Below are 20,915 nucleotides of genomic sequence, written 5' to 3' on the forward strand. Positions count from 1 at the left end.
TCGAGAAAGAGCAGAAAGTCCTTGAGCTAAGCATTAAAGGACAAAAAACATGATAGCGAGTAAAAAGGTATACACTGATGACTTTGATAGAGGAGGATTTGATGAATAACACCGTTTTTATCCGAAATGCTCACCAATTAGTAACTCTTGAAGGCGGATCCGATGCTCCGCGCGTTGGCAAGCAAATGGAAGAGCTCCACATCATTGAAAATGGCAGTGTGTGGATTGAGGGCAGAAAAATTGCAGCGGTCGGTACAGATGCAGAGCTTCTTGAAAAATTTAGCGCGCGGCTGCATGAAGCCGAGATCATCGATGCGACTGGAAAACTGGTAACCCCTGGTTTTGTAGATCCTCATACTCATCTTGTGCATGCCGGAACACGTGAACAAGAATTTAATATGCGCCTGCAAGGAGCCACTTATATGGAAATCATGAATGCAGGCGGCGGTATTCACTCAACCACAAAAGCAACAAGGGAAGCTACGCATGATCAGCTTTTTGAGGAAAGCTACGACAGACTTAATCGCTTCCTAAAGCAAGGGGTTACGACAATCGAAGCTAAAAGCGGTTATGGACTTTCATTAGAACATGAAATCAAACAATTAGAGGTCGCAAAACAATTAAACGAATATCATCCGATTGACATCGTAAGTACTTTTATGGGTGCACATGCGGTCCCTGCGGAATATAAACAAGACCCGGATAAGTTTGTTGATATTGTCATTAAAGAAATGCTTCCGCAGGTAGCTATCTCTGGTTTGGCGGAATTCAATGATGTCTTCTGCGAACGGGGCGTATTTACTCCTGAACAATCGAAAAAGATTCTTGAAGCAGGAAAGAATTTGGGACTTCTTCCTAAGATTCATGCAGATGAGATTGAACCTTACAGTGGGGCAGAGTTAGCCGCAAGCGTTGGAGCAGTTTCAGCTGATCATCTTTTAAAAGCATCGGATCAAGGAATCCGGCAAATGGCAGAAGCCGGAGTCATCGCGGTGTTGCTTCCTGGAACGGCCTTTTTTCTTATGGCTGAATCAGCAAACGGACGGAAGATGATCGATGAAGGTGTTGCGGTTGCTCTATCAACCGACTGTAATCCAGGATCATCACCAACCGTTTCACTTCCGCTCATTATGAACTTAGGCTGTTTAAAAATGGGGATGACCCCAGCCGAAGTTTTAACAGCGGTCTCCATCAACGCAGCCCATGCGATCAAGCGTGGAGCAACGATCGGAAGTATTGAGACAGGCAAACTGGCCGACATCAATATTTTTAACGTTCCAACCTACATGCACCTTCAATACATGTATGGCGAGAATCATATTGATACGGTTATAAAAAATGGCAAAAAAGTAGTCAGCGGAGGGAGCTTATTATGGCAGGATACCCATACCCTCAATTAAAACCGCCGAATTTTAGATGGCATAGACCTGAAGACACTCATGAGCCAAAAGTAAATGAATGGATTCAAACATTAGAACCGGACGGATCAGAGATAGACTGGGATCAAATCGATGTTTGTTTACTTGGCGTACCCCTTTCCAGATCATCGATCAGTGCATCGGCAGCCAGTGAAAATCCGGATGCGATTCGCAGGGCATGGAAATATTTCACGACTTATAACTTAGATGTTGATGTTGATTTAACCGAGCTGCGGGTTGTGGATTTGGGTGATGTCAGACAGCATGTGACTGATATTTCTGTTTGTCACACCAACATTAAAGAAGCAATGCTGAGTATGCAGAAATACCACCCGCAGGTTTTCCCGCTTTCAATTGGCGGCGATCATTCGATTACAGCACAGCTGGTAAAAGGGTGGAAAGAGGCCCATCCGGAGGAGCGGATTGGGATTTTACAGCTCGATACACATTTTGATTTAAGGGATCTGAGTGATAATGGGCCAAGTAATGGAACGCCGATCCGCAACCTGATCGAAAGCGGAACCATACTCGGCGCAGACGTGTATAACATCGGCTTGCACGGATTTTTTAATGCGAAATCATTAAAGGAATATGCGGACAAAATGGGTGTGCATTACACGACGTTAAGAAAAGCCAGACGAATGGGAGTCGAGAATGCAGTTGAACAGGCCTTAGCAGAGCTTGAGCAAAAGGTCGATACAATTTATCTGACTGTCGATATGGATGTGCTAGATATTGGTATAGCACCGGGTGCTCCTGCCTCTGCACCTGGCGGGATGAGAACCGATGAACTATTTGAAGCCGTCTATGTCGCCGGCCAAAACGAAAAGGTAAAAGCGATGGACCTCGTTTGTTTAGACCCTTTTAAAGATGCAGGGGAAGCGACGGTAAAAGCGGGAGTTCATGTCATGCTCTCTTTTCTGAGCGGGTTAGTTATGCGGTATAAACAAAACTAATTACACCGGAAGCGAAGATGAAAGTCTCCATTTCCGTTTGTACTAAATGAGATAAAATTTTAGCAATGAAGTAATTCGGCGCAGTTAAACTTTTTAGGAATTAAGTAAAAGTGCAACTAGGCAATCGCCTGCGCCAGCCGGCAATGGTGCTTGCCGGGTTTTCTTTACAATAAATTATCTAAAAATTCAGTTAAAAGGAGGAAAATATGGTAAATCCAAATGATGTGACCCCTTCGCTGCAGCAAAACCCCCAAGTTAGTTCGCCGTCAGGAATGATCAAGTTTTTTGTATTTAGTTTGTTTGGTATATTTATGTTTTTTATCCCGATCACCGTTAATGGGAGCTCATCGATTCCGCTAGACCACATCGTCTCATGGATGAGGAACAGTTTTCCTGAAGTAACACCATACTATGCAGCTCTTGTGATACTGCTTGGTGCGATTTATCCTTTTTACAAGAAAACGTGGAACAAGAATAGAGTGGAAGTTGTATTTTCCATTTTTAAGGTCCTCGGATTACTTGCCGCCGTATTATTGCTTTTTAAAACAGGTCCAGCTTGGCTTCTCGATCCGAACATTGGTGTCTTTTTATTTGAAAAGCTAGTCATACCGGTCGGCCTGCTCGTTCCAATTGGTTCGATATTTTTAGCGATGCTAGTGGGGTATGGACTTATTGATTTTATCGGGGTACTCGTGCAAAGAATTATGCGTCCGATTTGGAAAACACCAGGACGATCTGCCGTTGATGCAGTTGCTTCATTCGTTGGCAGCTATTCAATTGGCTTGCTTATTACGAACCGTGTGTTTAAGGAAGGTAAGTATACGATAAAAGAGGCAACAATCATAGCCACAGGATTCTCTACGGTTTCCGTTACTTTTATGATTGTTGTCGCTAACACGTTAGGGATTATGGACATCTGGAATCTATATTTTTGGACAACGCTAATCGTTACCTTCTTAGTGACAGCCATCACCGCGAGATTGTGGCCCATTACAAAAATAAGTGATGACTATTATAACGAGAAAGGCGAGCCGGAAGAAATCGTAAAAACAAAGGTACTGCAAACAGCATGGGCGAAAGCGCTAAGTGCTGCAGACCAAGCTCCATCGATTGGAAAAAACATTTGGGAAAACTTGCGCGACGGCTTTATTATGACAATGAGTATTTTGCCGTCGATCATGTCAATCGGACTCTTAGGCCTGCTTTTAGCAGAGTATACGCCTGTGTTTGATATCATTGGCTATATTTTTTATCCATTTACACTGCTTTTGCAAATCCCAGAGCCATTGTTGGCAGCTAAAGCCGCAGCTGTTGAAATTGCAGAAATGTTCCTGCCGGCTTTACTAGTAGTTGAAGCCCCATTAGTAACCAAGTTTGTGACAGCGGTCGTTTCTGTCTCATCGATTTTATTCTTTTCAGCTACAATTCCATGTATTTTATCCACAGATATCCCAATCAGCATTCCGCGTTTACTGGTGATTTGGGTACAGCGGACGATTCTTTCGCTGATTCTTGTAACACCCATTGCGTTTTTGTTTTTATAATAATAAAGAAACTCCAGCGAACTGAGGGTACGCTGGAGTTTTTTAGGTTATGTACTATTTTTCTCTCTTAATAGACAACCATACCCCAATCAGAGTAAAAATGAGACTGAAGATGGCAGCCGTAAAGAGCATGAATTGGAGACGCAGACCCTCAAGCTGCAGATATTCTGGGAGCTCTTCTTTTTCTAAAAAATGAAGCCGCTGGTCATAGTAATTAGAGGTATCGTTAATCAAGATAATAAAAAGGGCGACAAGGATTAAAGTCATTGCCCCGTATATAACATGTCTAAAATTAATCCGCATCTTGGATTCATTTGGATTCGTGTCACGTATAAAGACAAGATACGCGGTTAAAAAACCAGTCAGTAAAAAGATAAAAGCAAAAAATACATACGATAAAAGCCGGAATAAGTTCTCGGTCCCAGTGATCACATAAGTGGCGATAAAGATAAAGATTCCTAAGATAACGATAAGAATAAACAGGTCTATTTTTTTCTCTGTCTTTTCCATGATTTTCCCTCCTCTCAGTCTTCTATTATAGCAAATTGGAGGGGGTGAAGCAGAGAAATGTCGAATGATGTAATGAATATTTAAGAATTTTTAACGAACGCAGGTAGTAATAATCAGAGCGGATTGCTAAAGGACATTGGTTCCGTTATCTGTGACAAAATCGCAGATTTTCAGAATTAGCGGACACTGGATCCTTTATTTATGCAAAAACATACAATTTTTGAATGATTTATAGCAAATAAAGGATCGTATGTCCTATAATTTTTGAAAACGGACATTTTTGCGTGAATAACGGATCGTATGTCCGCAAAGAAAATCAATTTGCTAAATTCAATTGGGCAGGTTCTGTCATTCCGGCCGAATTCACTCTGCGAAAGTCGAGTGATTAAAATTCAATCCCATAAAAAAAGGCACTATCTCCATAGCACCTTTCGACTGGCAATTTTCATTCCCAAGGCTTTTGCGTGGTTATAAATTGAGCAAGCTTTTTACTTTCAGCCCTGCGGTTTTTTCGGACAAGGGCACGCTGGTCACCTGTTTCGTGTAGTTTCTGCTCTTCCGGAGTTTCAGGAATTACTTCCGGTACCGCAACAGGCTTTCCGTTTTCATCTAATGCAACAAAGGTGAGGAATGCGGTCGCAGCGATGCGGCGTTTTCCAGATAACAAATCCTCTGTAATAACCTTTGCAAAAACCTCCATTGAAGTTCTGCCCGTCCACGTAACGAACGTTTCTATACAAATGGAATCTGTCGGTAAAATCGGTTCCAAAAAGTCCACCGAGTCGGTAGAAGCTGTTACAACTTCTGCGCGGCAATGTCTTTTAGCAGAAATCGATGCAACCCCATCAATTCTTTTCATTAAAACGCCGCCAAACAGTGTATTGTGGTTATTAGTGTCATTGGGAAGAACCAGGTCAGTATGAACGACGCGCGACTCTTTACAATATTTCGGTTCCATATATATGTACACCTTCCTACTCTTTACTTCTCTTTCTTATTATAAGGATATGTCAAGAAAAAGCTATCCAAACAAAATAATTTAAAGAGAGTCTAAGAAAGAGAATATGAGAAAAATCTCTTTAACCTCTTTCACAATACTCCTTCAAATTATCCAATTGTTTTCTCGCCAATCTTTTCATTAAACCGGAAAATAAGGTCCCCATCATTTTAGCAAAAAAACTTTTATACCGAACATCATAAAATTGAATCACATTCGTTGATGCACCTTGTCCCTGAAGTTCATAGCCAATTCGCATATCAAAAGCATTAGAAATAAGCTTGTACGAAAAATAATGGGGAGCCTCAATTTTTTCAATGACGCCTTGATATGTTGTTTTTCTCTTACCTTCGATTTGATTTTGTATAAATTTTGTACCAGCGCGAACAGGTCCTTCCATATTGATCGATTGAATTTCATCCATCCAGTGCTCCCGGTGGCCAGCCTCAACGACCCGTTCAAACACTGATGCCTGATTTTTCTCAATCACGACTTGATTACGTATCATCTTTGGTTTCCTCCAAATTTTTAATACTTCTATTATACATATCAGGGGTCTAAAGTTTCTAGTTGGCGGGCAGACCACTTAATAAGAACGAACAGGGAGGATGAGCTGTAAAACGGATTCATCCTCAGGTGCAGTAATAATAATCGGTTTCATCGCCCCTGTAAAACGAACGGACACAACAGCACTGTCATGGGCTTTAAGCGCTTCAGCCATATAACTTGCATTAAATGAAACCTGCGTCTCTTCACCGTCAATGGACTCGACTTCGATGTCCTCGGTGAGATCTCCAAATTCTGGGGAGTACGATGCAATTTGGATGTCATTTATGGCATGATACATAAATTTAACCACATTGAAACTGCCTTCTTTTGCGAGAAGAGAAGCCCGTTTAATCGCTTGGGCAAAATGATGCGTGTTTATTACCATTTCTGCTTTTTGATCTTTGGAGATAAATCTTGTAATATCCGGGTAGGCTCCTTCTAATAGCCGGGCATGGAAGCGGATATTCGATAATGAAAATTGGACCTGATTTTGGCTGACAGACAATTCGACCAGTTCATTAGTGTCAGGCAGTAATGCGCGTAATTCGAGTAAGCTTTTACCGGGGACAACGATGTTAAAACCGCCCTGTCCTTCCACTGTAACCTTTTTTAACGCAAGCAAATGACTATCTGTCGCTGAACAAGTCAATATTCCTTCTGATAACCTCCAATTCACTCCGGTTAATATCGGCCGAGTCTCGGAAGCTGAAACCGCAAAAGCGGTTTGGCGAATGATCTGTTTCAGTAAGCTTGCAGAAAGAGACAGTTTTTCACGAGCCTCGATCGGTCGCAGTTTTGGATATTCTTCTGCATCTATGCCATTTAACTTAAATTCTGATTTTCCAGCCTGAATGATCGCCTTTTTACTGTTGAGCGAAATCGATATGGGCTCATCCGGCAGGTTTTTGATAATTTCATAAAACACCCTTGCATGGAGGGCTATTGCACCTTGTTCCTCAACACGTAATGATGAATCTTGAATATGTACCTCAATCGATATATTGGAGTCACTTCCCGCAAGCAGCAGACCTTTCGATGATACAGATAATTTTATACAGGTTAAAATCGGAATCGTCGTCCTTGATGAGACAGCGCGCAAGACACTCTGAACACCCTTTATTAATATCCCCTTCTCAATCGTAACCTTCATAAAAACTCCCCCTTAAAAACTGCTTTCTTCCATTATAAACGAACATTTGTTCTTAGGGAGATTTTTTATCCAAAAATTGGTGCAGCCTAAAAATGTAACGAAATTCGACTTTTTACGTCTTATACTTATAGAGCTCATGCCTGAGTTTGTGTTTTTGGTATAATAAGAGAAAGCCAAAAAAATATAGTTTTTTCAAAAAGGCAAAATACAGAGGGTGCTATTATGGATATAAATCGAATTGATAAATTGCATAAACGGAAGAAGAAGCGCAAACGCTGGGTTGTCCTGTTTGTTGTCCTCCTCTTTTTGCTTGGCGGTGCTGGGATCATGGCAGCTGAATTTTGGAGCAGCATCTATGAAACCCGTGAGCCAATTGATGAAGATTTAAAGAATGCTATAGAAAATAAGAAAAATGAGTTGGATCCTGACAGCTTACTATTAAAAGATCGGAAAAAGGGCAATGGTCCATTTACCGTACTTCTCTTAGGTGTAGATACGTATGATGCGGAGCAGGGCAGGACCGATACAATGATGGTCGCGATCGTGGATCCAAAGGATAACGAGGTGTCGCTCGTCTCAATACCGCGTGATATGCGGGTCGAAATTATCGGGCGCGGTGAATACGGTAAAATCAATAGTGCTTATGCATGGGGCGGTATCAATATGTCGATTGCTACCGTTGAGCACTTCTTAGAAATTCCGATTGATTACTATGCTACCGTTGATTTTAAAGGATTCCAAGCTTTAGTAGATGCCATAGGCGGAATTGAACTAAATGTGGAAAAAAGTATGACATTCTGGGATCGTTTAACGAAACAAAATGTTAGTTTCCAGGCAGGTCCACAAACCTTAAATGGTTTTGAAGCTCTTAATTATGCCAGATTCCGCGGCGATGCTGAAGGAGATTTCGGACGTAACCGCAGACAGCAGCAAGTCGTTTCAGCGATCCTTGATCAAACGATTGATTTGCGTAATGTAACAAACCTGACAGAAATCAGTGAAGCTCTAGGTGATAATGTTCGTACTGACATTAGTTTTACAAAAATGGTCAGTTTAGCTGGAAGCCTGAAAATGTCCGGAGACGAAGTCGAATCAATCAAATATGATGCTTACCCAACCAATATTGGCGGAGCCTCATACGTCACGATTGACGACGCTGAGCTCGAGAGATTAAAAGGAATTTTAGAAGAAAAAATGAAGAATTAAGACTGTGGTGCTCCTGTTTGTGCGGGAGCACTATTTTTTAAGGGGGACTGCCCCCCATTAATAAGGTGGTGAATGGATGATTGAAATTCAGGCAACTCTTAATCAAGTCTGTCATGTATTTAAACAGCACTTACAGGATCAATTAACAGGAATCTATCTTCATGGTTCTTTGGCGATGGGTTGTTTTCATCCATTAACAAGTGATATAGATCTTTTAATAGTGGTTTCTGAGCCACTCTCATTTTCTGCTAAACAAGCGATTGTGCGAGAGTTAGTCTCCCTTACTCCTATTTACCCGGGAAAAGGGGTAGAGATGAGTATTATTCTCGAGAAAGATGCAGCCGAACCGCTATATCCAATGCCCTTTGAACTGCATTATGGAACCGAATGGGGAGAGCGTTTTCTTCTGGACACGATGGACTTGTGTGAGGGGGGAACAGACCCGGATTTGTCGGCTCATATAGCGGTAACGATTGAGCGGGGAAAATGTTTATATGGAAAAGCGATTTCGGACGTATTTGCTCCAATTTCAAGTGAGAATTATTGTAAATCGATTTATTATGATGTGAAGGATGCCAAGGATGGCATATTACAAGATCCGGTTTATACGATATTAAATCTTTGCAGAACCCTTCAATATGTGAGGGAAAGGAAAATCCTTTCTAAGAAGGAAGGGGGAGAGTGGGGGCTTACGAATCTTTCAGATCGAGATAAACCGCTTGTACAGTTAGCGTTGGGTGCTTATGGGAATGGGGTGAAGCATTTTACATATAATGATGAGCAGTTGCTGCGTTTTGCGGGGGATTTATTGGAGGAAATTAGCATTGGTATACAGGATATTAGATAAGGGAAGGCTTTTTATCGGAAGTGAGTTCAGTTATTGAAGCGCTGAATTCGGTAAACTCGTGTTGAGTTCGTTTAAGTGGATGTCGAGTTCGGTAAACTCGTGTTGAGTTCGTTTAAGCGGTTGCTGAGTTCGGTAAAACTGTGCTGAGTTCGATTATACCAGAGCTGAGTTCGTTTAAACACGTGCCGAGTTCGGTTAAATGGGTCCGAGTTCGGTAAAACGAGTCTGAGTTCGGTTAAATCGGTACAATTTTCCTGAAAACAGGCTTAAAACTCGGTAATATCAATAATCCCCCTTCAAAAAGAAGGGAGAGATTGATATTTTACCCATTAATATCCACTAGGTCTTACAAACTTCGTACTATTCGCCTCAATACCATAATAAATATCTTCTCTTCCGCTATAAAAAACATGTACATCTACATTGCCTTTTACCGATTGGTCAGAAGCAGGCATTTGGATCGTTTCAATAAACTTATAATTATATCCGTATCCGCCGCTATTTAAATAATTTATATACTCCTCCGATGTAATGTTAATCGGTTCGTCTCTGTAGCTAACTGTCTCCCAATTATCGATTTTCCAGGCTCCATCTAAATATTTGACCGTTATATAGCCGGTGTAACCGCCGTTTCCTAGTTCGTTTACAATGCTGATACTTTTAATGACAAATAGATTTTCTTTTGATTCAATGATTTCAGATCGAACATTGAAATCCAAAGCTGGGATAGGTTGTCGCGTATCACAGTGGCAGTAAAAATCCATCAGGATATTTTGGAGGGTGCTATCGGAAAATTCCTCTGTTGCAAAGTTTAGAAAATATGGCTTGGCAATCGCATAATCAGGCTCAGTGTAATCTGGAAAGTACTCGCTATCTTTAATCGATGTCCATTTGTAGTCTGTACCTAGTTGTTTAAATGTTTCTGTTAATCCCGTTAATAATTCATTTGTGATCTCTTTAGCCTGCATTTCATTGACGATTACGCCTGGTTCTTCAGAATTATTGCCAGCCGTTCCATCTTGCAGATCGGAGCTATCTTTATCTGGTGCTCCGTCTGTTTTCTCCTGGTCCTCCTTCGCCAAACCGCCATCTGCTGAATCGTGGGACTCTTCTCCATTGGCCAAATTTTCATTAGAAGAAAACATATAATAGCCAAGGCTAAGTATTATCGCAGCGATAGCGCCTGAGAGATAAATCCTCCATTTTTTCAATTTAAATTGCCCCCTTAATATTGTTCTCCTGGAATTTGTATTCCACCTTTTCGTGAGCAAGATGAAAACAATAACTGAGAAAAGAATGGTTACAGCTGGAATTGTGTTTCCATTAATAAAGACGATAATAATTAGAAAAAGTCGCGAATCAGATTATCCCAAATTTAAAATAAGCCAATGGTACCAGGCTATAAAGTGGGTGCGGCTTAATGGGGATATGTCGGGAATATAGGCTGAAGATCCAGAATTTAGGGTAAAAGAGGGCATTGTACCAGAAGTGAGTGGAGCTATTAAGTTGCTAAGTTCGGTAAACACGAACTGAGTTCGTTTAAGTGGTGGCTGAGTTCGTTTAAACAGATGCGAGTTCGGTAAAGCAGTTGCTGAGTTCGGAAAACATGAGCTGAGTTCGATTAAACGAAAGCTGAGTTCGTTTAAACACGAACTGAGTTCGGTTAAATGGTCGCGAGTTCGGTAAAACGAGTTTGAGTTCGGAAAAATAGGTGCCCGTATTCCTGAAACCGGGTTAGAATTTAGTATTTATAAAAAATCCCCCTCCGAAAGAAGGGGGAGTTCATAGTTCTCGATATTAAAAGTCTAAATTACTGATACTTTTCTAAATCGCTTTCCGTAATACTCAAACTATAGCTGCTATTGGCGGCAATGCCAAAATAGTAATCATAGGTTTCGTTGTAGAATACATGGACATCAATTTCACCTTCAATGGCATTCTCATACATCGGTTCTCCATCGAAACCAATCACACCCGTCATTTTGATCGTTTTTACAAATGTTAGTTTGTCATCAGCTTCATAATAGAGATCTCGATAGGATAGATATTCATCGGCAGTTAGGTTGATTGGTTCATCGGAAAAGTTATTCCATTGCCAGTGATCTATTTTCCATTTTCCATCCTCATTTTTAACCGTTAGATATCCTGTTAATCCGCCGTTGCCCAGCTCATTCGCAATGCTAATTCCCTTAATCACAAACAGATTTTTATGCACCTCCAGAACTTCTGCCCTCACATCCAGGTGTAAATCCGGAATAAACAATTTATCACAGAAACAATAATATTCCATTAAAATACCCCGCAGTGTGCCAACAGTAAATTCTTCTGTTGCATAGTTTAACAGATGCGGTTTGGCTATCTCAAAATCTGGTTCTGTATACCCTGGTTGCTCCCAGTCATCTTGAACTGACGACCATTTATATTCCTCGCCTAAACGCCCAAATGTCTCTCTTAATCCCGATAATAAATCATGTGTGATCGTGATTGCTTGCGCCTCATCAACTAGTTCTCCCGGTCCCTCAGCGTTATCATCGCCAGTATTCCCCTCATCATCAGCTTGCGGATCCTCATTGACGGCACCACCGCCGCCAACCAGGTCAGCAGGTTCTTCTCCGTTCGCATTATTTTCATTGTTATATGAAAAGATAAGATATCCGACACTGAGCACCATGAGAATGGTTGCTGAGATATAGACACCCCATTTACCCCATTTTTTCAATTTATTAGCCCCCTTGAAACTTTCTTTTTGTTTTTTCTTTATGGTTTTAGTACGATATTTCAATAAAGATAATTCCAGCTTTTTCTAAAATAAATATATCATTGCTGGCTGCACCAAGTTGCCTAAACCACCACCTAAGGCGTTAAATCTATCTTCCACTAATGAGACGCTCAAAAAATGAAAAAAGTTGCTAACAGACAAGCCTAAAATTTATGGGGGTAAAATCGATGAAAATCAAAGGGATTCACCATGTTTCAGCGATTACGGCAAACGCCGAACGTAATTTTAAATTTTACACAGAAGCATTGGGAATGAGACTAGTTAAAAAAACGGTCAATCAAGATGATACATCGGTATATCATTTGTTTTATGGGGATGAAAGGGGTAACCCGGGAACAGAGCTCACTTTTTTCGAAATCCCGATGGCAGCTGGGAATCATCCAGGGGTACATAGTATTTCTTCAATCTCTCTAAGGGTTCCCAATGATAAAGCATTGACCTACTGGAAAGAACGATTTGAAAAGCTGCAAATAGCGCACGAGGAGATTAAAGAAAGAGCGGGACGGGCCACCCTTGCTTTTCAAGACTCTGAGGGACAACGCTTGGTTTTGGTATCCGATCAAAATAACAGGGGAGTTAAAGGCGGGGAGCCATGGGATCGAAGTCTGGTACCTGTAGAATATGGGATTCTTGGCTTGGGTCCTGTTCAGCTCACAGTTCCTTTAGCCGCGCCAACCCAGCAAGTGTTAGAGGACCTGCTGGGCTTCCGCGAAGTTGGAACTTTTCCGGCTTATGAGGAAGGGCAACGCGATATTATCGTGTATGAGGCAGGCGAAGGGGGGACTGGCGGAGAAGTACATATTGAAGAAAGAACGGATCTTCCGCCTGAACGACTGGGCCGAGGCGGAGTCCACCATGTTGCCTTCCGCGTCGAGGATGAAGAGGAATTGCATCAATGGATTGAAAAAGTAAAAACATCTCGATTACCGAACTCTGGTTTTGTTGAACGCTTTTATTTTAAATCCCTCTATTTTAGAGAGAGGAACCGAATTTTATTTGAACTGGCGACAGATGGCCCCGGATTCGATACGGATGAAGACATTGAACATTTAGGAGAATCCTTGGCATTGCCGCCCTATTTAGAAGATCAAAGAAATGTGATTGAGGCAAAGCTCAAACCGTTAAATACGAATAAATCTTAAGCAAAACAGTACCTCATGGTATGCCCGTGAGGTTCTTTTCTGTGTCAGTACCAAAATGACTAACAGGTTAAGCGAAAAAAATGTATAATTATGTTGCAAAATGTATAAAAATGAGGTAATTTAAAATAATGAATAGTTCTACTAGTTTAAGAAGTTAGTATAATCCAATTATTAAACAACAAGGGGGAAGAGAACATGAAGAAAAAACCATTCTTTTTACTGGCAATTATTTTAGGACTTATCTTCGTTTTGGCTGCTTGTGGAACCAGCACTAGTGAAGAAACTGCAACATCTGGGGAAACAGCTGGAACGGAACCATTACGTGTCGTTACAAATGCCGCATATGCGCCATTTGAGTACATGGAAGGCGATAAAATTGTCGGTTTTGATATTGATTTAATCAATGCCCTTGCAGAAGAAGCAGGGTATGAAATTGAAATTGAACATGTCGGCTGGGATCCTCTTTTCGTAGAAATCGAGTCTGAAAGAGCCGATTTAGCTATTGGTGCGATTACGATTAATGATGATCGCAAACAAACCTATGATTTTTCTCATCCATACTTTTTATCAACGAATAAAATTTTAGTGCCAGAAGATAGCACGATTCAATCAGGAGAAGACTTGGTAGGCTTAACGGTTGCTGTGCAAGGCGGAACTACAGGGGATGCAGCCGTTGAAAAATTATTTGGAACCAATCATCAAGACATTAAAAAGTTTGAAGATAATAACTTAGCGATTCAAGAGCTGCTGCAAGGCGGAGCAGAAGCCGTTGTTGCGGATAACACGGTAGTAGAAGAGTATGTTAAAAACAATCCTGATCAAAAATTAAAAGTGGTAGAGGATAGCAGCAGTTTTGAACAAGAATTCTACGGATTCATGTTCCCGAAAGGAAGCGAATTAAAAGCAGATTTCGACGAAGCTCTCAATACTCTTTTTGAAAATGGCACATATGCTGAAATTTATGAGGAATGGTTTGGAGTAGAACCGGATCTAGAAACGATTAAAGCTCAGCAATAAGGGGCCATTCAAGGAATAAAAGAATGCGTAACTTTCCGTCGAAAGTTACGCATTTTTCTGTAAAAAACCTCCTAGGAGCTTGTCTCATTAAAAGTTAGGCATGATTTTCATTCACATCTTGAATGACCCAATGATCAGCCTGTTTAACAAATATGACTTCTAATTGAACATTTCCGTGCAGGTCACTGGTTTGTTCCTGTGTGAGACGATACTCTGTGCCGCTTACTTTTTCAAGGTTATAGTCCTTTGTTTCATCCAGTGTAACTGGACCATCCATTGGAATGATGTATACACCGTCCTCCTTATCTTCATAACGGAGGTCAGCCACTTCCTGAGCAAATTCACGGGTTAAAAACTTTTCAGCTTCTGCTACAATTTCTTCTTTTGACTGAAATTCCTGGACTTTGTACTGTTCATCCGCTGCGAACTTTCCCTTAGAGGAGGCTAAATCACGATATTGGGCCATTAATTCATCTACTGCCAGATGCTCCTCTTGTCCATCTTGATTTCCCTGGTTTGTTGGGTCTTCTTCCTCGACTGAAGGATCGTTTTCGTTTGGCTCGTACTCATCATTGGGGTCTGGGTTAACTTCAGCGTTTTCGTCAGCCTGTCCACACCCGACTAACAGGAAAGGTAAAAGAAGTGCGACGAGCAAGATTCGTTTCATGTGTTTCCCTCCTCGTTTATTGGCAATTCTTCTTTTATTTTCCCCAAATATTACCTAATAATGCGGACAAAAGAAAGGGACAAACGGCCGAAGTTCGTCCTTCTTAAGATAGAAAATACTTCCAATATCCGTAGCTAATAAACGTACCTACCCAAGAAATAAACCCAAACACAATCACGACTGCATTTTCTGTCCAGCCATATTTTAATGAAAAATGATAATGGATCGGGGTCATCTGAAATACTCTTTTTTGCGTACGTTTATAAACGAATACTTGAATAACAACCGAAAGCTGTTCGGCAAAATAAATAAAAAATAATAATGGAATAATGATTTCAACTTTTTCTATAATAGCTAGAAATGCTAAAGAACCTCCTATGGCAAGGGAACCGGTATCACCCATAAATGCTTTTGCCGGAAATATATTAAACATAAGAAAACCTAAAATATTGGCAATCATAATCAGGCAAAAAACTTGAATTTCCGGTATATCTGATATGACAAAGAAGAAAAAATACGTAGGGATCGCGACTACGCCTAATAACCCGTCCATTCCATCGGTAAAGTTAATTGCATTTGTTGACCCGACAACAAAGACAGCCATAGTCAGTAAATAAATGATAAAAGGAAAATCAATTGACCAGTGATTAAAAAGCTGAATATTTGTATCTAGTCCTAATTTGGCCGTAATGATGTAAAGCAGTAACCCCGTAACAATAAATTGAAGAATCAGTTTCATTTTTCCTGACATCCCATTAGGGTCTTGCCTGGAAGCCTTCCAATAATCATCTAAAAAGCCAATGACACTGTATAAGACAAATGCTGTGCATAAAAATAACATCACTTCGCTTGATGAATAAATAAGTGCGATGATAATACCCAGCAGAAAAATACTGCCAGTCATAAGTGGTGTTCCATGTTTTACTTGCTGCTCTTCCGGGAGCTCTTTGCGAATCGGCTGCGTTAATTGTAACTTTTTCAGGTACTGGATCAGGAATGGACAAAGAAGAAGTACAAGTGCGAGCGTTACGGCAGCCGGAAGAATAACCTCAAACACTATCGAAATCCGCCTTTCTATAAGGATAAAAACTGGTATTATATGAATATCTTACCAAATAAGTAGAGAAGTGTCGAATTGTGTCGGGAATTTATTTTTTAACTAAGTATTTACAAAAGAAAGTACGAGGCTTATACTAGATAAAATTTACCAGAAACAGGAGGAATGTAAGTTGGTGAATAGAAAATCCTTTCCTTTTACAAACTCAATCGGGAATACGCTTAAATGTACTCTATTGACTCAAGATGATCAAAATCGGAAACTTGCAATCTTACTTCCCGGTGCAGGCTACAATACAAAAATGCCAATATTCTATTACACAACTTCCCTATTTCTTGAACTTGGTTTTGATGTCCTCCTTATAAACTATGACTTTTCAGGAAAAGAGTACGAAAAAGTTTCAAATGATGAGTTATTCCGATGTGTAAGGAAAGATGTTTTGGCGGGCTATGAAAAAGTAAATCCAGGGGAAAACTATCAGGATTTTGTAATAGCAGGTAAATCATTGGGAACGATAGCAATGGCTACCCTCTTTGATGAAAAGAAAGAAATCGGACAGGCAAAATCGATTTGGCTGACACCTTTAATTCATAATGATTATGTATTCAATCATATGAGCAACGCCAAGCAAAAGTCTTTAGCTGTGATTGGAACAGAGGATTTTTGCTATCGGGAAGAAAGATGGACCATACTCAAGCAAATGTCCAATTTCGAAACTTTGCTTATTGATCGAGCAGACCACAGTCTAGATCGAAAAGGGGATGTTCTTTCTTCTATAGAGGCCTTAAAGGAAACAATTGAACAAATGAGACGGTTTGTAACAGAATAGAGGAGATTACAGCAGATGGAAACGAATACAAGTATATTAAAACCATTTCCAGCCCTAGAAACAGAGCGGCTGATTTTACGACCTCTTACTTTAGCAGATAAAGAAGCGATTTTCGATTATTCTTCCCGGCCAGAAGTAGCCCAATATGTAACATGGGAAACACATAAAACATTAAGTGACTCGGAGGCTTTTATCGATTTTGCTTTAAACCAGTATGAAGCTGGCGGGGTTGCACCATGGGGAATGGTGATCAAGGCAACCAATCAACTGATCGGGACGATCGATTTTGTCTCCTGGAATCAAACCCACGGATATGCAGAAATCGGCTATGTTTGTTCTCCAGATCACTGGGGGAAAGGCTACACACCAGAAGCGGGAAAAGCATGCTTGAGCTTTGGTTTTGAAAAAATGGGCCTAACCCGGATTCAGGCACGGACCTTTGCAGAAAATGAAGCATCCCAAAGAGTTCTAAAGAAGCTGGGCATGACGTATGAAGGAACGATGAGAAAGTGGATGAAGGTTAAAGGCAAGCATTGGGATTTGACGATGTACTCGATATTGAGGGAAGAGTATGAGACTCAGGAATAACTGATAATTGGCAGCAGTTTATTCCTTATTCACAAATAAATTGGATTTTATTTGAAAATTTCTTGCTTTACGAAATTCAATCGATTATGATGGAAATGACAAAAAACGGAAGGGTGACCAGGGGACAATGAACAATTAATCCTATTTGCATGAAAAAATTCGTTAACCACATACGATCATTTTTTTTCTGGATAGGATTAGTTTGTATTTTGAGATACAGTTCAACGTGTTCATTGTTTCCATTTTGATGGAAAAATTGTGCCCTTGACATGTACTTCCTCCTGTCCAGAAACTGCACAGGAGGTTTTATTTTTGGAACAACAATCAGTTAGTGTTCAACCTGCAGGCCTTTTTCGTAATCGAGTTTTCCGGGCCATTATTGTTTCAGGTTTATTTTTGCAAATGGGAATTTGGATTAGAAACTTTGCTGTTTTGCTTTTTGTGATGGAGCAGACGAATGGAGATGCTTTTGCTGTTTCAATGATATCCGTTGCCGAATTTGCGCCAATCTTTATTTTTTCCTTTATTGGCGGCACGTTTGCTGACCGATGGCAGCCAAAAAGGACGATGGTTTGGTGTGACATTTTAAGTGCCATCTCCGTATTTGCGGTACTAGTTACTCTTATTTTTGGAACGTGGCAGGTTGTGTTTTTTGCAACCCTCATTTCGGCGATTCTATCTCAGTTCTCACAGCCTTCAGGGATGAAGCTATTCAAAATGCATCTGCCTGAGGAACAAATTCAAGCGGGAATGTCTCTTTATCAAACGATGTTTGCGGTATTTATGGTGTTAGGCCCGATTATTGGAACGTTTGTTTTTCAATCGTTTGGAATTCACATCTCTATTGCCATTACCGGAACCGCCTTTTTGCTTTCTGCAATAGCCCTTGTTTTTCTGCCGCCAGACCGGAAAGTAGAATCAGATGCTGCAGTAAACACATTGTGGCAGGATATGAAGAGCGGGGTTCAGTATGTATTAAGTAAAAAAGAATTAAGTTTATTAGGCTTATGCTTTTTATTAGCCGGACTCGGGCTGGGATTTATTCAGCCGCTTTCGATCTTCCTTGTCACCGAACAATTAGGCTTGCCTGAAGAAAATCTTCAATGGCTGTTTATGGTCCATGGTGTGGGAATGATTTTAGGCGGAGCTTGTGTGATGATGTTTGCTAAAACAGTCCCGCCGCAGCGGCTGCTCCTGTTTGGAATGCTTGTAAATGGTATTGGCATAGCCGTAATGGGACTGTCTACCAATCTGTGGCTTACATTAGCAGCTGAGTTCATTAACGGGTTAATGCTTCCATGTATTCAAATCGGGATCAATACGATGATTTTACAAAGAACAGAAGAAGCATTTATTGGCCGGGTCAATGGAATCTTAAGCCCGCTATTTACAGGCTCCATGGTTCTAACGATGAGTTTCGCTGGAGTACTGAAAAAAGAATTCTCACTTGTAGCTATGTTTGAAACATCCGCTATCCTGTTTTTGATTGGAATGTTATTCATGCTGCCATTATACAATCAGAAAATGGCATCCAATACACAGCAAGTGCTGGGTTCGCAGGAATAAAAATAAAGGGGCTGTCTGATAAGTCTCTAAAATAAAGCAGGTGGAGAAAAATGAGTTGTTTTTCTCTACCTGCTTAAATATTTTACATATTTTTAATGTTGTAACTATGTTGATTGAAGCGCCTGAAGCGCAAATCAACAGGCAAGTTCAACACAACCTTTAAAAAAACCAAAATTAAAAGGGCTACTAAAAAGTCAGTTACCAGATCTTTTTGGACAGCCCCTTTTTACATCGTGATACATATTGCCGTGAAACAATAAAACCGAGGCGTGCCAGGCACGCCCCGAATGAGCAGAGACACCTTTATAATTAGGCACACCGCTATATTTCTGTATTGGCATCAAAAACAACTAGCCCGCCGTCAGGTTCGAATTCGGAGTATGGGGACCAGTAGAGCCCATCGACTTCCCATTGGCCGGTTTCGAAGTTGTAGAGGACACCATAAGAACGGAAGTCGCTATCGGTTTCTGTCGTAATACTTTCTACAAATTCTGGAGTTTCCTCTTCTGCATAAGAGGCAGGATAGACATCGCCAGTCCAATCAATCTTACCGTACGCATCAACATGGATATAATCTTCTTCAGTGTAAAGTTCCATTGTGTCGAGGTCAACTGTAACCGTATCAAGACCAGTTCCGTAATAAACATATTCCGAGTCAATATAATACTGGACTTCGGCTGCCAGATCTTCTGCATAAAACGGAGTTGCGACGATATGAGCCGGATCTAAAGTTTGTAAGCTCAAAAATCTCTGAACTTCAAACGTATAAATCGCTTCAGCCACTTGGTTTCTCATATCTTCTGTCATAGGGTCAATGCTGAGATCATAATACGTATCGGTGATTTCAAACTCTTCACTCTTTACCGTACCCCATGGGAATTCCTTTTCCATATAAATCGTATGGGAACCGTCTAAATCAATCGGTCCAATAGTTCCTAATTCCCACACGGTCCCTGCATAATTTCCGTCAATATACAAACCGCCATCTCCATGATTGGAAAAAACCTCGACATAATAACCTTCAAGCCACATGTCTACGTAAATATTTTGGCCAGACTGATCAAATAGGTTAATATTTTCCTCATGATCAAGTGACGCTAATTCTGATTGATATTCAACTTTTATCGTATATTCACCTGGAAGGTAAGGTCCATATGTATCTACAAAATAATCAGAATCACTTTCTCCTACTTCTTTTCCATCTATGAAAATTTTTGCTCCCGCATAATTCGTTTCAATTTCAAAATAATACGGAAGCAGCTGAATTTTATAATTATCAAACAGCAAAAATTGTTTTCCGGATTTCTTCAATAAAACCGTCGCTTCTTCATACAGTTCCACTTGCGGGTCGTCTAAATTCTTTGCTTGCTCTCTTAAACTCTCCAGCAAATCTTCCTTATAAAAAGGATCATCATTGACGTATTCGATGAAATCCTGAATGTTTGATTCCTTTACTGCAACATTTGCATCATAAGAAGAAACATACTTCATTAATGCTTTTTCATCTTTTTCTTCTAACGCTTGCTCGAATCGATCAAGACGGTACTCAACGCTCGCTATATGCTGCAGCACAAAGTACGCTACAACGAGCAGCACTACTGCAACACCGCTTGAAAGCAGGACAATTTTCTGTCTTTTAGACATTGGTTTGGGTGGGGCAGTGGTTTCTTCAACAGTAACAGTTACTCCTGAATTTGAGGCGGATGTGGATGTGCTTCTGCTAAGCGGTTTTCCACATTCGGGACAAAACTGCTGATCTGAATTCAACCCATGTCCACAATTTGGGCAAAAACTCATGGCTTTCCTCCTGTGTAGGTATAAAGTATGATATCTAGAAGATATTATCATATTTTGTCGAAAATTGGTACAATTCTCAAGGATTTCTAAAAAAATATTACAACTAGATTACAAAAGCCTATAGCGACAGGGGAAAACTGCTTGATAGGGAAGATTAAAGCGAAAAGGGATCTGACTTTATTGGAAAAAAGTTATAAAGATAAATAGTGTTGTATTTTTATTCACCCGATGGTATGATAGCTTTTGTTGATTAAATAACCATTAATATTAAAAAAATAGATCATAATAACAACATG

The 20,915-nt window shown here is 40.4% G+C and carries 19 protein-coding genes; 10 read left to right on the forward strand and 9 right to left on the reverse strand.

Annotation, left to right across the window (positions count from 1 at the left end; translation table 11 throughout):
* Positions 1–101: 101 nt before the first annotated feature.
* The 3 genes from hutI (at position 102) to CRO56_RS03005 (ending at position 3,918) form a co-directional block, all read left to right on the forward strand.
* Positions 102–1,400, forward strand: coding sequence for an imidazolonepropionase (hutI, locus tag CRO56_RS02995; RefSeq protein ID WP_097157089.1), 1,299 nt, complete (start codon positions 102–104; stop codon positions 1,398–1,400).
* On the forward strand, positions 1,373–2,374 hold the full coding sequence (locus tag CRO56_RS03000; RefSeq protein ID WP_179714150.1) for an agmatinase family protein: 1,002 nt from the start codon (positions 1,373–1,375) through the stop codon (positions 2,372–2,374). The genes hutI and CRO56_RS03000 overlap by 28 nt, the downstream gene beginning before the upstream one ends.
* A gap of 206 nt (positions 2,375–2,580) precedes the next feature.
* The gene (locus CRO56_RS03005; RefSeq protein ID WP_097157091.1) at positions 2,581–3,918 is read left to right on the forward strand and encodes a YjiH family protein; all 1,338 of its coding nucleotides are present in this window, start codon (positions 2,581–2,583) and stop codon (positions 3,916–3,918) included.
* Positions 3,919–3,972: 54 nt separating this feature from the next.
* On the opposite strand, the gene CRO56_RS03010 is transcribed toward CRO56_RS03005, so the two are convergent.
* The 4 genes from CRO56_RS03010 to dnaN all read right to left on the reverse strand — a co-directional run bounded on the left by CRO56_RS03010 (position 3,973) and on the right by dnaN (position 7,124).
* A complete protein-coding gene (locus CRO56_RS03010) occupies positions 3,973–4,428 on the reverse strand; it encodes a hypothetical protein (RefSeq protein WP_097157092.1) in 456 nt (151 codons plus the stop codon).
* A 445-nt stretch (positions 4,429–4,873) separates the two neighbouring features.
* Complete coding sequence (locus tag CRO56_RS03015; protein WP_097157093.1) at positions 4,874–5,386, reverse strand: acyl-CoA thioesterase; 513 nt, start codon at positions 5,384–5,386, stop codon at positions 4,874–4,876.
* A gap of 121 nt (positions 5,387–5,507) precedes the next feature.
* On the reverse strand, positions 5,508–5,933 hold the full coding sequence (locus tag CRO56_RS03020; protein ID WP_097157094.1) for an SRPBCC family protein: 426 nt from the start codon (positions 5,931–5,933) through the stop codon (positions 5,508–5,510).
* A 78-nt stretch (positions 5,934–6,011) separates the two neighbouring features.
* Complete coding sequence (gene dnaN / locus CRO56_RS03025) at positions 6,012–7,124, reverse strand: DNA polymerase III subunit beta (protein ID WP_097157095.1); 1,113 nt, start codon at positions 7,122–7,124, stop codon at positions 6,012–6,014.
* A gap of 222 nt (positions 7,125–7,346) precedes the next feature.
* On the opposite strand from dnaN, the gene CRO56_RS03030 reads away from it, so the two are divergent.
* Positions 7,347–8,330: an LCP family protein gene (locus tag CRO56_RS03030; RefSeq protein ID WP_097157096.1), complete on the forward strand. Its 984-nt coding sequence runs from the start codon at positions 7,347–7,349 to the stop codon at positions 8,328–8,330.
* A gap of 76 nt (positions 8,331–8,406) precedes the next feature.
* A complete protein-coding gene (locus CRO56_RS03035) occupies positions 8,407–9,177 on the forward strand; it encodes an aminoglycoside adenylyltransferase domain-containing protein (RefSeq protein ID WP_097157097.1) in 771 nt (256 codons plus the stop codon).
* 329 nt (positions 9,178–9,506) lie between these two features.
* On the opposite strand, the gene CRO56_RS03040 is transcribed toward CRO56_RS03035, so the two are convergent.
* Together CRO56_RS03040 and CRO56_RS03045 are read right to left on the reverse strand one after the other, a co-directional pair.
* Entirely contained in the window at positions 9,507–10,388 is an 882-nt protein-coding gene (locus CRO56_RS03040; protein WP_097157098.1) for a hypothetical protein, read from the reverse strand.
* A 599-nt stretch (positions 10,389–10,987) separates the two neighbouring features.
* On the reverse strand, positions 10,988–11,896 hold the full coding sequence (locus CRO56_RS03045; RefSeq protein WP_097157099.1) for a hypothetical protein: 909 nt from the start codon (positions 11,894–11,896) through the stop codon (positions 10,988–10,990).
* 227 nt (positions 11,897–12,123) lie between these two features.
* Here CRO56_RS03045 and CRO56_RS03050 point away from each other — a divergent pair, with 227 nt between their 5' ends.
* Both CRO56_RS03050 and CRO56_RS03055 read left to right on the forward strand, forming a co-directional pair.
* Complete coding sequence (locus tag CRO56_RS03050) at positions 12,124–13,098, forward strand: ring-cleaving dioxygenase (RefSeq protein ID WP_097157100.1); 975 nt, start codon at positions 12,124–12,126, stop codon at positions 13,096–13,098.
* A 195-nt stretch (positions 13,099–13,293) separates the two neighbouring features.
* A complete protein-coding gene (locus CRO56_RS03055; RefSeq protein WP_097157101.1) occupies positions 13,294–14,115 on the forward strand; it encodes a basic amino acid ABC transporter substrate-binding protein in 822 nt (273 codons plus the stop codon).
* 94 nt (positions 14,116–14,209) lie between these two features.
* On the opposite strand, the gene CRO56_RS03060 is transcribed toward CRO56_RS03055, so the two are convergent.
* Positions 14,210–14,782, reverse strand: a complete 573-nt coding sequence (locus CRO56_RS03060; RefSeq protein WP_097157102.1) for a hypothetical protein — start codon at positions 14,780–14,782, stop codon at positions 14,210–14,212.
* 103 nt (positions 14,783–14,885) lie between these two features.
* Entirely contained in the window at positions 14,886–15,839 is a 954-nt protein-coding gene (gene mraY, locus CRO56_RS03065; protein ID WP_097157103.1) for a phospho-N-acetylmuramoyl-pentapeptide-transferase, read from the reverse strand.
* A 172-nt stretch (positions 15,840–16,011) separates the two neighbouring features.
* Here mraY and CRO56_RS03070 point away from each other — a divergent pair, with 172 nt between their 5' ends.
* The 3 genes from CRO56_RS03070 (at position 16,012) to CRO56_RS03085 (ending at position 18,822) form a co-directional block, all read left to right on the forward strand.
* The gene (locus tag CRO56_RS03070; RefSeq protein ID WP_097157104.1) at positions 16,012–16,668 is read left to right on the forward strand and encodes an alpha/beta hydrolase; all 657 of its coding nucleotides are present in this window, start codon (positions 16,012–16,014) and stop codon (positions 16,666–16,668) included.
* 15 nt (positions 16,669–16,683) lie between these two features.
* Complete coding sequence (locus tag CRO56_RS03075) at positions 16,684–17,256, forward strand: GNAT family N-acetyltransferase (protein WP_097157105.1); 573 nt, start codon at positions 16,684–16,686, stop codon at positions 17,254–17,256.
* A gap of 312 nt (positions 17,257–17,568) precedes the next feature.
* Positions 17,569–18,822 carry an MFS transporter gene (locus CRO56_RS03085; RefSeq protein ID WP_097157107.1) on the forward strand — a complete coding sequence of 418 codons (1,254 nt, stop codon included), beginning with the start codon at positions 17,569–17,571 and terminating at the stop codon, positions 18,820–18,822.
* Between the two features lie 321 nt (positions 18,823–19,143).
* Here the strand turns inward: CRO56_RS03085 and CRO56_RS03090 are convergent, their stop codons facing one another.
* Positions 19,144–20,619, reverse strand: coding sequence for a zinc ribbon domain-containing protein (locus CRO56_RS03090; protein WP_179714151.1), 1,476 nt, complete (start codon positions 20,617–20,619; stop codon positions 19,144–19,146).
* Positions 20,620–20,915: the final 296 nt, after the last annotated feature.

The organism is Bacillus oleivorans, assembly GCF_900207585.1.
Classification (GTDB): Bacteria; Bacillota; Bacilli; order Bacillales; family JC228; genus Bacillus_BF; species Bacillus_BF oleivorans.